This window comes from Blastomonas sp. SL216 (assembly GCA_026625625.1).
Lineage (GTDB): Bacteria > Pseudomonadota > Alphaproteobacteria > Sphingomonadales > Sphingomonadaceae > Blastomonas.
The window spans coordinates 2797836-2812942 of record CP113055.1; the positions used below are offsets into that span (position 1 = coordinate 2797836).

The window sequence follows — 15107 nt, forward strand, 5'->3', positions numbered from 1 at the left end:
CGTCAATATCCGGCAGCGCAAAGACAGCCATTGGCCGCCAAAGGTCAAGACAAAATGGGCTGGGCAAAATGGAGAGGGACAAGGGCGATGAGGCTGAAAGCGGCTCTGGGGGCGGCGCTGGCATTGCTGGCTGCAGCATGTTCGGGCGAAACGGCGGACAAGGCGACCAATACGACCGGCATCGATGGCGCAAGGATCATCAAGGCTGATGGCAGCGAATGGCTGAGCTATGGCCGCACCTATGACGAGCAGCGCTTCAGCCCGCTCGATCAGATCAACACCGGCAATGTCGGCGAGCTGGGCCTGGCCTGGTCGGCGGACCTCGATACCGCGCGCGGCCAGGAGGCAACGCCGCTGGTGATCGACGGCAAGATCTATGTCACCACCGCCTGGTCCAAGGTGAAGGCCTATGATGCCACCACCGGCAAGCCGCTATGGGATTATGATCCCAAGGTGCCGGGCGAGACCGGGGTCAAGGCATGCTGCGACGTCGTCAACCGGGGCCTCGCCGCCTGGGGGAACATGCTGTTCCTCGGCACGCTCGATGGCCGCCTGATCGCGCTCGATCGCGGCACCGGCCGCGAGATCTGGAGCAAGGTGACGGTCGATCAGGACAAGTCGTACACCATCACCGGCGCGCCGCGCGTGATCGACGGCATGGTGATCATCGGCAATGGCGGTGCGGAATTCGGCGTGCGTGGTTATGTCGCGGCCTATGATGCGGCGACTGGCAAGCAGCTTTGGAAATTCTACACCGTGCCCGATCGGCCCGGCGCGAACGAGGCCGAGCATCTGAAGGCTGCCGAGACGAGCTGGAAGGGCGAATACTGGAATATCGGCGGCGGCGGCACCGTCTGGGACGCGATGGCCTATGATCCCGAGCTTGGCCTGCTCTATGTCGGGGTCGGCAACGGATCGCCCTGGAACCAGGCCTATCGCAGCCCCGGCGGCGGCGACAATCTGTACCTGTCCTCGATCGTCGCGATCAAGGTGAAGACCGGCGAATATGCCTGGCACTACCAGACCACGCCCGGCGAGACCTGGGACTATACCGCGACCCAGCACATCATGCTGGCCGATCTCGACATCGGCGGAAAGACCCGCAAGGTGCTGATGCAGGCGCCGAAGAACGGCTTTTTCTACGTGATCGACCGCGCGACCGGCGAGTTCATCTCCGCCAACAATTTCGTGCCGGTCAACTGGGCGACCGGGGTCGACCCGAAGACGGGCCGTCCGATCGAGAACCCGGCCGCGCGCGTCGACAAGACGGGCAAGCCCTTCATCGTCTCACCCGGACCGCTGGGCGCGCATAACTGGCACCCGATGGCCTATGACGCCAAGCAGAAGCTGGTGTTCATCCCCGCGCAGATTACCAGCTATCCCTATATCCCGGCAGCAGGCTGGAAGCCCTCCAAGCTGGGCTTCAACGTCGGCATGGACACCGCGTCCAACGCCATGCCCGCCGACAATGCGGTGCGCGAGGCGGCGAAAAAGGCGACCAAGGGCGTGCTGATCGCCTGGGACCCGGTCGCGCAGAAGGAGCGCTGGCGGGTCACATTGGGCGGTCCGTGGAATGGCGGCGTGCTCGCCACTGCGGGCGGTCTGGTGTTCCAGGGCAATGCGATGGGCAATTTCGTCGCCTATGATTCAGGCACCGGCAAGAACCTGTGGAGCTTCGAGGCACAGACCGGCGTCGTCGCCGCACCGATGACCTATAGCGTCGATGGCCAGCAATATGTCGCGGTGCTCGCCGGATGGGGCGGTGCCTGGCCGATCACCGCTGGCGTGCTGAGCGACATGTCGGGCCCGGTGCGCAACATCTCGCGCCTGCTGGTGTTCAAGCTGGGCGGCAAGGCGAAGCTGCCTGCGATGCCGGCCGCAGATGACCTGCCGCTCGATCCGCCGGGCCTGACAGCGGCTGCCGATGTCGTTCAGGGCGGCGCGGTGCTCTATGGCCGCTATTGCACGGTGTGCCATGGCGATGCGGCGGTGCAGGCTTCGGCGCGCGGCGGCATCATCCCCGATCTGCGCTATTCGGGCACGCTTGCCAGCGCTGAAAACTGGCAGATGATCGTCCATGACGGCGCATTGAAGGACAATGGCATGGTCAGCTTCGCCACGGTGATGACCAAGCCGCAGATCGACAGCATCCGCCATTATGTCATCGCCCGCGCCAATGAGGACGCGAAACTGGCAGGCGGCCCCAAGCCGAAAAAGGTGGCGATGAAATAGGGGTTTTCGGTACGCTTGTCCGGCATCATCGCCGGAGCCGGACATGACGATCACGATCACTGCCATCGCCAGATCTCCCGATCGGGGTGAGGGGCTGGCGCGCGACATGCCGGTGCGCTGGGCGCTTGAGGAGGCGGGGCTGCCCTATGCCGTGCGGCTGGTCCCGTTCGCCGCAATGAAGCAGCCCGCGCACCTTGCGCTCAATCCCTTCGGGCAGATCCCGACCTATGAGGAAGGCAATGTCGCGCTGTTCGAATCGGGGGCGATCGTGCTGCACATTGCACAGCGGCATGGCGGCCTGCTGCCTGATGACATGGCCGCCCGTGCGCGGGCGATCACCTGGATGTTTGCCGCGCTGACAACCGTCGAACCGCCGATCTTCGATCTCGACATGCTCGGCCATACCGACGGCGACAGGCCCTGGTATCGTGATCGGCTGGCAATCCTGCAGGACCGTGTCCGCAACAGGCTCGGCGTGCTGACTCAGAGGCTCGGCGTATCGGACTGGCTGGAGGGAGACTTCAACGCGGGCGACCTGATGATGGTCGCGGCGCTGCGCCGTCTCAAGGGTTCGGGAATCGAGGACGAGTTTCCGGTTCTAGCGGCCTATGTCGCGCGCGGGGAGGCACGGCCTGCCTTTGTCCGCGCGTTCGAGGCACAGCGCGCAGCGTTCATCGCCAGCAACGGGGCGAATGCGCCATTGTAATGGTGGAGCCGAGGGGAATCGAACCCCTGACCTCGTCATTGCGAACGACGCGCTCTCCCAACTGAGCTACGGCCCCCAAAGTCCCGGCGTTCTGCTCGGGTAGCGCCGGGATATAATAAGTTGCCCGGTGGCTATCCAGAGGAAATTTTTGTGCGGTCAGTTGCCGCTGGTGGTCGGCAACACCGTGGGCAGCACGGGCGGCTTGCCGGCAGGCGTTGCAGCAGGGGCTGTGCCGGGACTTGCGACTGGCTGGACGGTGTTTGTCGCCTGGCCCATCTGCGCGGCCTGGGCTGCGCGCATTTCCGGGCTACCATACAGCGCGATCCATTTTTGCAGATCGCTCTGATAGCTTTCATAGGACGCATAGAAGCGGTCGAACACGCCTTCCAGCGTCGGCAGCGCGCGGACCGAGAAGGCGACCAGGTCCTTGGACGGCAAGGCCGCCGCTTCCTGGCCCAGGATCAGCGCGGCATTGCAGAAGTCGCCCTTGACCGGCGGGAAGGCGAAGAAATTGTAGACCTGCGTGTTTTCGGTATCGCGGATGCGCGCATAGCCTGCGCCATAGCGCTTGCGGTACTTTTCCTCGACGGTGCGATTGATGCGGTCGAGCTCGCGCTTGTGGGTCTTGAGGAACAGGTTGTAATCGTCGGCGATACGGAAATGCTCGGGGTTCTGGCAGTTGAGCGCGGCGACGTTGAACGCGGCGCGGAAATACCAGAGCTTCTCATTGTCATCGATGTCGCGCATCGGCGTATCGCGCAGGCCATCGGCGCGCAGCATCGGGATGCTCATCGTGGTCACCGAGTTGGACGGCGGGGTCGGCATGCGCGGCGGCGCGACGGGCACCGGCGGCGGCGGCGGCGGCGCGACCGCGACGGGCGCGGGCTTGGCCCCGCCACAGGCCGAGACGAGGGTGGTCAGGCCAGCCGTAGCGGCCAGCATCATTGCACGGCTAAGGGCCATACGCGCCATTTCAGTATCTCCCGGTGCCGCTTGCGGGGCTTTGCCAGCCGCATGCGTTCTCATGGGCATGGTTTATGCCCGCATCCGCGCGATCTCAACACCAAAACGGTGAACCGTTAAAGGGCGGCCATCCAGGGGCCAGCCAAAGCCGGGACGAGCCGAGTCCTGCGGGCGATCAGCCGAGCGGGGCCTGCAGGCAAAAGAAAAGCCCGGCGGAGGGGAATCCGCCGGGCTGTCAGGGTTCCAGTGCTTTTCCGGGCAGATCAGTCGCGACTGCCCATGATGCTCAGCAGCGCCTGGAACATATTGATGAAATCGAGATACAGGCTGAGCGCACCCATGATCACGACCTTGCCCATCATGTCGGTGCCTGCGACATGCGCATACATGCTCTTGAGCTTCTGCGTGTCATAGGCGGTCAGGCCGGCAAAGATCAGGACCGCGGCATAGCTGATCACCAGGCCCATGACCGACGACTTAAGGAAGATGTTGAGGATGCTCGCCACAATCAGGCCGACCACACCCATGATCAGGAAGCTGCCCCAACCGGTCAGGTCCTTCTTGGTGGTATAGCCGAACAGGCTGAGGCCAGCGAAGGCAGCGGCGGTCGAGAAGAACGCCAGCGCGATGCTTTCACCCGTGTACACGAGGAAGATCGTCGACATGCTGAGGCCCATCAGCGTCGCAAATCCCCAGAACATCGCCTGCAGCGCGGGCGTGGAGAAGCGGTTCATCCCCAGGCTCATCGCGAAGATGATCGCGAGCGGCGAGAAGATGATGACATATTTCAGCAGACCCGGACCGAACATGATGTCGGCAGCCATGCCCGACTGGGCAAACAGCAGCGCAACGACACCGGTCAGCAGGATGCCGCTGGTCATGTAGTTGTAGATGGACAGCATGTAGGAACGCAGGCCTGCGTCAAAGGCAGCGCTCGGCACACCGGTCTGCGCATTGATCGAGCCGGCGCGCAGTCTGTCTGTCGCACGAGGATCAAAACGGTCAGCCATCGAAAAAATCTCCTTTGCCCGGCATTGTTGCCGGATAGACACAATATCGCCCGTCACCGGCGAATTTTCAAGCGAAACCGGTTTTCAGTTCGTCGCGCCCTGATACGGTACACTTCTTACCAGGCGATTGTTCCCCATGAGACTGTTCTTCGCGCTTGTACCGCCCCCGCCGATCCGCGCGCTTCTGCTGGCGCGGATGCAGGGGCTTTTGTCGGCGCGCTGGCAGAGCGAAGCGCAGCTGCACGTGACGCTGCGCTTCGTCGGTGAGACCGACCGGCACGGGGCGGAAGCGCTGATGCTGGCACTGCGTGCGGAACGGTTCGCGCGCCCGGAGGCGCATCTCGACGGCTTTGGCGCCTTCGACCGGCGCGACCGTGTCGACCAGCTCTGGGCGGGACTGGCACCGCGGACGCCACTGGCTACGCTGCACGCCCGGCTGGACCGGCTGTGCGTACGGTGTGGATCAGAGCCCGAGGCGCGCAAATATGTGCCGCACATCACGCTCGCCCGCTTTGCCCGCAGCACCGCGCCCGATTCCAGCCAGGTCGCCGCCTGGATGGCCGCGCAGCCGCCGCTGCCCGGCGACATGTTCGTGTTCGAGGAGTTGCTGTTGATGCAGAGCCATACCGGGCATGGCGGCAGCGTCTATGAGACGATAGCGCGCGTCCCGATGCGCGGCTGAGCGTTCAGGGCTGGAAAGCGGCGACGATATCGGCGGTGACGCGCGCAGGGCGGCCGGTTGCCTTGTCGAGCATCGCCCAGGTCGACACGGCGCTGACGATATCGCGGCCTCTGGCATCGGTGAACGCGGCATGGCGGGCAAAGCGCGCGCCTTTGGGGGTGCCCGGAACCCAGGTCCTGCCGATCGCGGTTTCACCCAGGCCGATATTGCCGCGATAGTCGATCTCGTGCCGCACGATCACCCAGAAATAGGCCGCCACATGGATGGGGTCGGCGGCGGCATTCCAGTGCGCCACCGACAGCTCCTGCAGCCACTGGACCCAGACGGCATTGTTGACATGGCCCAGCTCGTCAATGTGCTCGGGCCGGGCGGTGAAGGGGAGACAGAAGGTGGTCATAGGGTGTTTGCCTAGCTCCGCCTCGCACAGAGCTCTCCCGAGTTCCCGAGCGAAGTCGAGGGACGTGATCTCGAACAGTTGCGTAAGGCCCCTCGACACGCTCGGGACAAACGGATTGGGGTGCGAAAAAGAAAAAGGCCCGGCTGACGCGATGCCAGCCGGGCCTTGTGTTCAATCCGCGTTGGTATCGCTGGCCTTCTTGGCCGAACCGCGCGCCTTTTTGGGCTTGCCGGCCTTGGGCGGCGCGGGGACGATTTCGAAGGCCATGTTGCCGTCCTTCATATGGACGTTGACCTCGCCGCCCTGCACCAGCTTGCCGAACAGCAGCTCTTCCGCCAGCGGCTGCTTGATCTTCTCCTGGATGAGCCGCGCCATCGGGCGGGCACCATAGAGCCGGTCATAGCCGCGTTCGGACAGCCAGTCGCGCGCTTCTTGGTCGAGCCGGATATGCACGTTCTGGTCGGCCAGCTGCAGTTCGAGCTGCAGGATGAACTTGTCGACCACGCGGGCGACAACCTCGGTTCCCAGATAGCCGAACGGCACGATGGCATCGAGACGGTTGCGGAACTCGGGGGTGAACATCTTCTTCACCGCCTCGTCCGACGCATCCTCGCGGCTGACATCGCCAAAGCCGATGCCCTCGCGGGCCATGTCCGCCGCACCCGCATTGGTCGTCATGATCAGCACGACATTGCGGAAATCGACGGTCTTGCCGTGGTGGTCGGTCAGCTTGCCATTGTCCATCACCTGCAACAGGATGTTGAACAGGTCGGGATGCGCCTTCTCGATCTCGTCGAGCAGCAGGACGCAATGCGGCTGCTGATCGATCGCATCGGTGAGCAGGCCACCCTGGTCATAGCCGACATAGCCCGGAGGCGCGCCAATCAGTCGGCTGACCGAGTGCCGCTCCATATATTCGGACATGTCGAAGCGTTGCAGCGGAATGCCCATGATGTTGGCAAGCTGCCGCGCCACTTCGGTCTTGCCGACGCCGGTGGGGCCGGAGAACAGATAGTTGCCGATCGGCTTGTCCGGATCGCGCAGCCCTGCACGGCTGAGCTTGATCGCGCTGGACAGCACCTCGATCGCCTTGTTCTGGCCGAACACGACGCGCTTCAGGTCGCGATCGAGATGCTCGAGCACCCGCTTGTCGTCCTTCGACACCGATTTGGGCGGGATGCGCGCCATTGTCGCGATCACGCTTTCGATCTCGCGTGCGGTGATGATCTTGCGCCGCTTGGCGGGCGGCACCAGCATCTGCATCGCGCCGACCTCGTCGATCACGTCGATCGCCTTGTCGGGCAGCTTGCGGTCGTTGATGTAGCGCGCCGAAAGCTCGACCGCGGTCTTGATCGCATCGGGGGTGTACTTGACCTTGTGATGATCCTCGAACGCGGTGCGCAGACCCTTCAGGATCTTGATCGTGTCCTCGATCGTCGGCTCGTTCACATCGATCTTCTGGAACCGGCGCAGCAGCGCGCGATCCTTTTCGAAGTGGTTGCGGAACTCCTTGTAGGTGGTCGATCCGATGCAGCGGATCGAGCCGCTGGACAGAGCGGGCTTCAGCAGGTTCGACGCATCCATCGCGCCGCCGCTGGTCGCGCCAGCGCCGATCACGGTGTGGATCTCGTCGATGAACAGCACTGCATGCGGCATCTTTTCAAGTTCCGAAACGACCTGCTTCAGCCGCTCCTCGAAATCGCCGCGATAGCGCGTGCCGGCAAGCAGCGCGCCCATGTCGAGCGAGTAGATGACCGCCTTTTCCAGCACCTCGGGCACGTCGCCCTCGACGATCTTGCGTGCAAGACCTTCGGCGATCGCGGTCTTGCCGACGCCGGGATCGCCCACATAAAGGGGGTTGTTCTTCGAACGGCGGCACAGGATCTGGATCGTGCGGTCGACTTCAGGGCCGCGGCCGATCAGCGGATCGATCTTGCCGGCCTGTGCGCGCGCATTGAGGTTGACCGTGAACTGGTCGAGCGCACTGTCCTTCTTCTGCTTGGCGGCGGCGTCCTGCTTGTCTTCCTGCGGCTCTTCCGCACCGCGCGGGGTGCGCTGCTCGGCGGGCTGGCCGCCCTTGCCGATGCCATGGCTGATATAGCTCACCGCATCCAGACGGCTCATGTCCTGCTGCTGCAGGAAATAGACGGCATAGCTCTCCCGCTCGGAGAACAGCGCGACCAGCACGTTGGCGCCGGTCACCACATCCTTGCCCGAAGACTGGACATGCAGGATCGCGCGCTGGACGACGCGCTGGAAGCCGGATGTCGGCGCAGGGTCGGTCTTTTCGGCGACCTTGAGCGAATCCAGCTCGTTGTCGAGATAATGGGTGACGGCATCGCCCAGCTCGCCCAGGTCCACGCCGCAGGCCTGCATCACCTGCGCTGCGTCGGCATCGTCGATGAGCGCGAGCAGCAGATGTTCCAGCGTGGCATATTCGTGACGGCGGTCGGCGGCATTGTGCAGCGCCTGGTGCAGCGTCTTTTCAAGCGATTCGGCAAAGGACGGCATAATGCGATACTCCGCAGCGGGCGAAATGCCCGCCTTTCATTCAATTCGCCCGGGGGAAAAGAGCCGGGCTCCTCATCGTCAAGCGCCTCATTGCCATTGCCCCATATCCACTCCGGGGCGCTCCACTCCGGACAATATAGGCGCGCCTCTGCGCAAATCCAGCAGGCTCAAAGCCACTCGTCGTGATTATTCACAGCAAATCCCATGCCAGATGAACGACCATGTGCACGACAGCAGACGGTCGGGCAGACTTGGAAGCAGCGGCGCGCCATGGGCTGGAAGCCCGGGGCGCGCTTCAACTCTTGCGAAACAGCGCTTCGGCGCTCAGCCGATGCTTGGCGGCAAAGGCCTTGCGCGCCTCGCACCGGCCGATTTCCGCGCGGCACAGCGCGATGCGCGTGTCCAGTTCGTCCAGCGAATAGGCATCGATATCCTCGCTGCCCAGTTTCTGGGCAGCATCGGCACGCAGGCGCGCGAGGCTTTCGTCAGGCTCCATGGGACTTATTGTTGACCCCGGTGCCTTAGCTGTCAATATGGGTGTTTACAGAAGTTGACGGGTCGGTCCGTTAACGGGGGGAGCACCAGGTCATGACGACCCTGGAAATGGCGACAGTAATTCCTGCCACCATGCAGGCAGTTGATTATGCGGAGCCAGGCGGGCCGGAAGTACTTGTTGCCAACGAAACCCAAGTGCCGGTGCCGGCAGCTGGCGAGCTATTGATCCGCGTGGCAGCAGCAGGCGTCAACCGGCCCGATGTGATCCAGCGCCAGGGCTTTTATCCTCCGCCGCCGGGCGCGCCGCACATTCCTGGACTGGAAATAGCCGGCACCGTTGTGGCCGCAGGGCCCGATACCGACGATGCGCTGATTGGCCAGCCGGTCTGCGCGCTGGTCGCAGGCGGCGGCTATGCCGAATATTGCGTCGCACGCGCCGACCACTGCCTGGTCGTTCCTTCGGGCATATCGATGGCAGAGGCAGCCGCGCTGCCCGAAACCCTGTTCACCGTATGGCACAACCTGTTCCAGCGCGCCTATGCCCGCGATGGCGAGACCGTGCTTGTCCATGGCGGCACCAGCGGCATCGGCACGATGGCGATCAAGCTGGGCAATCTGTTCGGCCTCAAGGTCATCGTCACCTGCGGCAGCGACGACAAATGCGCCGCCGCGCTGGAGATCGGCGCTGCGCATGCCATCAACTACAAGGCGCATGATTTTGTCGAGGAAGTCCAGCGCCTGACCGACGGCAGGGGCGTGGAGATCGTGCTCGACATGGTGGGCGGCAGCTATTTGCCGCGCAACATGGCCTGCCTGGCCGATGATGGCCGCAACGTGACCATCGCAGTGCAGGGCGGCATGAAGGCGGAGATATCGGTGCTGGAGATCATGCGCCGCCGCCTGACGCTGACCGGATCGACGCTGCGCCCGCGCTCGAACGGCTTCAAGGCACTGCTCGCCGACGAGATCGCGCGCGAGGTCTGGCCGCTGGTCGCGACCGGCGAACTCAGCCCGCTGATCCATAGCCGCTATCCGCTGACCGAGGCGGCCAAGGCGCATGCGCAGATGGAATCGGGCGATCTGGTGGGCAAGATCGTGCTCGAAATCGGCCAATAGCCGCGCAGATTCCCGCAATCTGTCATCAAGCCGTCATCGCTATGCGATTCCAGTTGTCACATTAAACCGCCATTGGCGTGGTCCCGAGGATGCAATATCCGCAAGGGAGCAAGCGCCATCATGGCACTGGACGATTTCAGCGACCCCATCGGCGCCTTTCTGGCCGGCATGCAGACTGGCGACGGCTTTGCGGCCGACGACTTTGCCAATGTTACCGGCTTTCCGGGCGGCCAGCCCTATAGTCCCGAACCGCCCGCCGACGCACGCCGCCGATACCGCACGGTGTGGATTTCCGACGTGCATCTGGGCACGCGCGGCTGCAATGCGCAGATGCTCATCGACTTTCTCGACCATGTCGACAGCGACACCATGTATCTGGTCGGCGACATCATCGATGGCTGGCGGCTGAAGAAGAAATTCTACTGGCCCGCCGCGCATAACGACATCGTCTGGCGCATCCTGAAGCGCGCCAAGCGGGGGACGCGGATCGTCTATATCCCCGGCAATCATGACGAGATGTTCCGCCAGTTCAGCGGCCTCAATTTCGGCGGGGTCGAAATCCGCCGCGCCGCCTTCCACGATACCGCCGATGGCAAGCGGCTGATGGTGCTGCATGGCGACGAGTTCGACACGATCATGCTGGCGCACCGCTGGCTCGCCTTTGTCGGCGACACGCTCTACCACTTGCTGATGAGCCTCAACATCGGGGTCAACTGGGTGCGGCAGCGCTTTGGCCTGTCCTATTGGTCGCTGTCCAAGATGGCCAAGCACAAGGTCAAGAACGCGGTCGAGTTCATCTCGCGCTTCGAGGAGCTGGTGGCGCGCGCTGCGGCCGAACGCGGCGTCGATGGCGTGGTCTGCGGGCATATCCATACCGCCGAGATCCGCCAGATCGGCGGGGTCGAATATTATAACGATGGCGACTGGGTGGAAGGCTGCACCGCGCTGGTCGAGCATTTCGACGGGCGGATGGAAGTGCTCCATTGGGCCGAGATCATGAAGGAACGCCAGGCCGCCGAGGCCGAGGCACAGGCACGGGCGGACCGCGAGGCGGTTGCGGCCTGACGCGTGCTGCACGACCGGAAAGGGGCATGCCGATGCCGGAGCGCATGAAGATCGCGATCATCACCGATGCCTGGGCCCCCCAGGTCAACGGCGTGGTGCGCACGCTGTGCGCGGTGACCGATCGGCTGCGCGCGCTGGGGCATGAGCTGCTGATCGTCTCGCCCGATCAATATGCCTCCATCCCCTGCCCGTCCTATCCCGAAATCCGGCTGGCGCTCACGACGCGGCACGGCGTGGGCGCGCGGCTCAGCGACTTTGCCCCCGATGCGGTGCATATCGCCACCGAAGGGCCGCTGGGCATTGCCGCGCGCCGCTTCTGCCTCGATCACGGCTATCCCTTCACCACCGCCTATCACACCCAGTTCCCCGATTATCTGGCGCGGCGCACCGGGCTGCCGGCGGCGATGTTCTGGCCGTTCATCCGCTGGTTCCACAGCCCCGCCTCGGCGATCCTGGTGTCGACCGAGACCGTGCGCAAGCAGCTGCGCGCCCAGGGGCTGACCCAGCTGGTGCATTGGGGGCGCGGCGTCGATCTTGGCTGTTTCAGCCCCACAGCGCCGGTCCCTGCGCTCTATGCCGATCTGCCCCGCCCTATCCAGCTCTATGTCGGGCGCGTGGCGGTGGAAAAGAATATCGAGGCATTCCTCTCGAGCAGCCATCCCGGATCCAAAGTCGTGGTCGGCGATGGTCCCGCGCGCGAAGCCCTGTCCAGGGCCTATCCGCACGCGCATTTCGTCGGCGCGCAATCGGGCGAGGCGCTGGCAGGCCATTATGCCGGGGCCGACGTGTTCGTCTTCCCCAGCCGCACCGACACCTTCGGGCTGGTGATGATCGAGGCGCTGGCCTGCGGCACCCCGGTGGCCGCCTTCCCCGTATCCGGCCCGCTCGACGTGCTGACGCCCGGTGCAGGCGCGATGGACGACAATCTCGACCAGGCCATCGCCGCTGCGCTTGGCCTCGACCGGGCAGACTGCCTGGCTGCCGGCCGCAGCTTCACCTGGCAGGCGAGCACGGGCCAGTTTCTGGACGCTCTCGTGCCGATCACCGCAAGGCTGGCCATGGCGGCGTGAAATCCTTGGTGGTTTCTGCCATTTCATAGTATGCAAGGCACGGGTCGCCCCAGACAATCCATTCAGCAGGCAGGGGTGATATGAAACTAGCCACGTTCTTCCGTGTCACGCTCCCATGCGCGCTTGCGCTTGGCGGGGTGATGTTTGCCGGCCACCAAGCACTCGATGCCGCCGACCATTTCGATCCGCCCGCGCGCACAGGATCGGACACCAATACGGCAGGCTTTGATATCGCCGCCGATATTGCCGATCTTTACGCCTTTCACGATGCCAACAACGTCTATCTTTCGATCGGTTTCGGCGGCCCCTCGGCGACCAGCCTGCCGGCATTCTACGATCCTGACGTGCTCTACATGATCAACGTCTCCAATGCCGGTTCGCGGACCGATGTGGAATTCCCCATCGAGATCCGCTTCGGCCGTGACGGCACCAATCCGGGGATCGAGGTCCGCAACCTGCCGGGGGCCAGCCTGGTCCGCGGCCCGGTCGAGCGCAACCTGACGACGCCCAACGGCATCACGGTGCGCGCCGGATTGTTCGATGACCCGTTCTTCTTCGATCCCCAGGGGCTGCGCGATTCGCGCGCGACCGGCAATCTGTCGTTCAACAATGCGCGCAACCGCTTTGCCAACCTCAACAGCACGTTCGTGATCATCTCGATCCCGCGCCGACTGCTCGACCAGGGTCAACCGCTCGATATCTGGTCGACCTCGGCCCGGATCAGGAGCTGAGGCCATGATCATGCACCGCACGCCGCTCGCGCTCGCTTCCGCCCTGGCCCTCTCCGCCATGCTGTCTGGATGTGGCAGCAACGAACCGCAAACCAACGCCATCGTCATCCCGCCCGTCGCGGTGGCCCCCGCGCCGACCCCGACCCCGCCGCCGCCGACCAGCTTCGATGTCGGCCCGTGTCTCAACCAGACCGTGGTGCCCGGCCGCACCGTGGCCAATCTGGTCGTCCCGGACCTCGTGCGGCTCGATCTCAACCAGGCCGCAGGCTTCCCCAATGGCCGCCGCTTTCTCGACCCGGTGATCGATGTGACCCTGGCGGTGGTTTTCCTCGACCTTGCCAAGCACCCGGCAACCACTTTTGCGGCGCTTCCGGTCAATCCCAATGGCATCGACCAGCCGCTGTCCGCCGCCTTCCCGTTCCTGGCGCCGCCGCTGGGCAGCCCGCCGATCGCAAGCGGGGCGGGCAGCAACTTCACCTTCCGCAGCGACCTGCCTTCTGCCTATACCCGCGTCGACCGCGCTGGCATGCCGGCGGTCGCCACCGCGCTCGTTTCGGGCAATCCGTCCAAGAATGCGTATAATGACGACACCCCGGCAATCGATGCGACGGGCAAATGGGTGCCGGAACTGTCCAATACGCTGACCATCCTGACCAACGCCCTGGCCGACGACTTTGGCAGGCTGGGCCTGAGCATCTGCGCGCGGCCCAACGGATAGGCGCGGCAGGATGACCGCTACGACCCTGCCAGCGCGGCTGGCGCCCTGGAAATGGTGGATCATGGCGCTGGCCGTGCTGGGCAGCCTGTGGGCGATCGACCGGTGGAACAACGCGAAACCGGCACCCGAGGCGATCAACTGGCAGCCTTCGCCCTATTCGGGCAGCGGCCCGCCGCTGAGCTATGCCGAGGCGATCCGGCGCAGCGATATCGCCATTGCCAATGCGCAGGCCGCTGCCAGGGCCGGCGCCGATCAGTGGCTGATGCATGAAATCCATGCCAGCGAGCTGATGGCGCGCGCGCAGCTTTCGGGCGATTATCGCGATTATGCAGCGGCGCAGGCCGCGCTCGACAGAGCGTTCGCGGTCGCGGTCAAGGGCAGCGGCCCGCATCTGATGCGCGCCGCGCTCGATTTCAGCATGCATCGCTTGGCAGGGGCCGAGGCGCAGCTTGCCGCGACCGATGCCTATGCCGTGCCGCCCGATCCGGGCGACCGCGCCGAAATTGCAGCGATGCGCGGCGACATTGCCTTTTATCGCGGGGATTATGCGGCGGCCTGGGCGCTTTATGATGCGGCCGATCGCCTCGTGCCGGGATCGGCCCATTTCCGGCGCGCGATATTCGCTGCGCGCACCGGGCAGGTCGATCTGGCCGATGCCTATCTGGCCGAGGCCGAAAAGGGCTATCGCTCGCCCACCCCGCAGACCCGCGCCTATATGCAGCTGCAGCGCGGCATCCTCGATCTGGACCGGGGACGGCTCGATGATGCGATGGCGCATTTCCGCGCAGCCGATCGGCTCTTCCCCGGCCGCTGGCTGATCGAGGAGCATATGGCGGAGGTCCTGACGCTGCAGGGCAAAACGCGGCAAGCCGAATCGCTCTACACCGGAATCGTCCAGCGCACCGGCCATCCCGAATTCATCGATGCACTGGCCGCCATTGCCGCAGCGCAAGGCGACAAGGTCCGGGCCGAACGGCTCTATGCCCGGTCCTCCGCGCTCTGGGCGCAGCGGCTGAAGCTGTTTCCCGAAGCGACCTATGGCCATGCGATCGATCATTGCATGGCGAAGCAGGACTGGCCGTGCGCGCTGCGACTGGCCGAAGCCAACCACAAGGCCCGCCCTTATGGCGAGGCGAAAATCAAGCTGGCTGCGGCTTTGCTGGCCAATCGGCGCACCGACGAGGCGCGCACGGTGATAGACGCGGTGCTGGCCTCGCGCTGGCGCACGCCCGATCTGTTCGCCACCGCAGCGGATATCTATGCCGCGAGCGGCCTTACCCGCAAGGCAGCACAGTATCGCAGCGCCGCGAGGAAGATGAACCCCCTCGCCTGACCAGCGCAAACGCCCAAGACGCTTGCTCGCAGCGCAAGTTTCGCTTATGCCTGCCCGCACATTCGGCCACCCCGCGAG

General features: G+C 64.4%; 14 protein-coding genes and 1 tRNA gene. 9 read left to right on the forward strand and 6 right to left on the reverse strand.

The window, feature by feature from the left end; genetic code table 11:
• Positions 1–87: 87 nt before the first annotated feature.
• Both OU999_13185 and OU999_13190 read left to right on the forward strand, forming a co-directional pair.
• Positions 88–2232: a PQQ-dependent dehydrogenase, methanol/ethanol family gene (locus OU999_13185; protein ID WAC22698.1), complete on the forward strand. Its 2145-nt coding sequence runs from the start codon at positions 88–90 to the stop codon at positions 2230–2232.
• A gap of 43 nt (positions 2233–2275) precedes the next feature.
• Positions 2276–2938 (forward strand): glutathione S-transferase family protein, encoded by a 663-nt coding sequence (locus OU999_13190; protein ID WAC22699.1) that lies wholly within the window; start codon positions 2276–2278, stop codon positions 2936–2938.
• On the opposite strand, the gene OU999_13195 is transcribed toward OU999_13190, so the two are convergent.
• The 3 genes from OU999_13195 to OU999_13205 all read right to left on the reverse strand — a co-directional run bounded on the left by OU999_13195 (position 2939) and on the right by OU999_13205 (position 4911).
• Positions 2939–3014: transfer RNA gene (locus OU999_13195), tRNA-Ala, on the reverse strand.
• Positions 3015–3094: 80 nt separating this feature from the next.
• Entirely contained in the window at positions 3095–3910 is an 816-nt protein-coding gene (locus tag OU999_13200) for a hypothetical protein (protein WAC22700.1), read from the reverse strand.
• Between the two features lie 254 nt (positions 3911–4164).
• Positions 4165–4911 (reverse strand): Bax inhibitor-1/YccA family protein, encoded by a 747-nt coding sequence (locus OU999_13205; protein WAC22701.1) that lies wholly within the window; start codon positions 4909–4911, stop codon positions 4165–4167.
• A 136-nt stretch (positions 4912–5047) separates the two neighbouring features.
• Here OU999_13205 and thpR point away from each other — a divergent pair, with 136 nt between their 5' ends.
• Entirely contained in the window at positions 5048–5593 is a 546-nt protein-coding gene (gene thpR / locus OU999_13210) for an RNA 2',3'-cyclic phosphodiesterase (GenBank protein WAC22702.1), read from the forward strand.
• A 4-nt stretch (positions 5594–5597) separates the two neighbouring features.
• On the opposite strand, the gene OU999_13215 is transcribed toward thpR, so the two are convergent.
• The 3 genes from OU999_13215 to OU999_13225 form a co-directional block, all read right to left on the reverse strand.
• The gene (locus OU999_13215) at positions 5598–5990 is read right to left on the reverse strand and encodes an acyl-CoA thioesterase (protein ID WAC22703.1); all 393 of its coding nucleotides are present in this window, start codon (positions 5988–5990) and stop codon (positions 5598–5600) included.
• A gap of 171 nt (positions 5991–6161) precedes the next feature.
• On the reverse strand, positions 6162–8501 hold the full coding sequence (clpA, locus tag OU999_13220; GenBank protein WAC22704.1) for an ATP-dependent Clp protease ATP-binding subunit ClpA: 2340 nt from the start codon (positions 8499–8501) through the stop codon (positions 6162–6164).
• 295 nt (positions 8502–8796) lie between these two features.
• Positions 8797–8997 (reverse strand): DUF1192 family protein, encoded by a 201-nt coding sequence (locus OU999_13225; GenBank protein WAC22705.1) that lies wholly within the window; start codon positions 8995–8997, stop codon positions 8797–8799.
• Positions 8998–9089: 92 nt separating this feature from the next.
• Between OU999_13225 and OU999_13230 the strand changes: the two genes are divergently transcribed.
• From OU999_13230 to OU999_13255, 6 genes are all read left to right on the forward strand, one after another.
• Entirely contained in the window at positions 9090–10112 is a 1023-nt protein-coding gene (locus OU999_13230) for an NAD(P)H-quinone oxidoreductase (protein ID WAC22706.1), read from the forward strand.
• A 120-nt stretch (positions 10113–10232) separates the two neighbouring features.
• Positions 10233–11177, forward strand: a complete 945-nt coding sequence (locus OU999_13235; protein WAC22707.1) for a UDP-2,3-diacylglucosamine diphosphatase — start codon at positions 10233–10235, stop codon at positions 11175–11177.
• A gap of 44 nt (positions 11178–11221) precedes the next feature.
• The gene (locus OU999_13240) at positions 11222–12247 is read left to right on the forward strand and encodes a glycosyltransferase family 1 protein (GenBank protein WAC25429.1); all 1026 of its coding nucleotides are present in this window, start codon (positions 11222–11224) and stop codon (positions 12245–12247) included.
• A gap of 80 nt (positions 12248–12327) precedes the next feature.
• Positions 12328–12978, forward strand: a complete 651-nt coding sequence (locus OU999_13245) for a hypothetical protein (protein WAC22708.1) — start codon at positions 12328–12330, stop codon at positions 12976–12978.
• A 4-nt stretch (positions 12979–12982) separates the two neighbouring features.
• Positions 12983–13696, forward strand: coding sequence for a DUF4331 family protein (locus OU999_13250; protein WAC22709.1), 714 nt, complete (start codon positions 12983–12985; stop codon positions 13694–13696).
• A 10-nt stretch (positions 13697–13706) separates the two neighbouring features.
• Positions 13707–15029 carry a hypothetical protein gene (locus tag OU999_13255; protein ID WAC22710.1) on the forward strand — a complete coding sequence of 441 codons (1323 nt, stop codon included), beginning with the start codon at positions 13707–13709 and terminating at the stop codon, positions 15027–15029.
• Positions 15030–15107 lie beyond the last annotated feature (78 nt).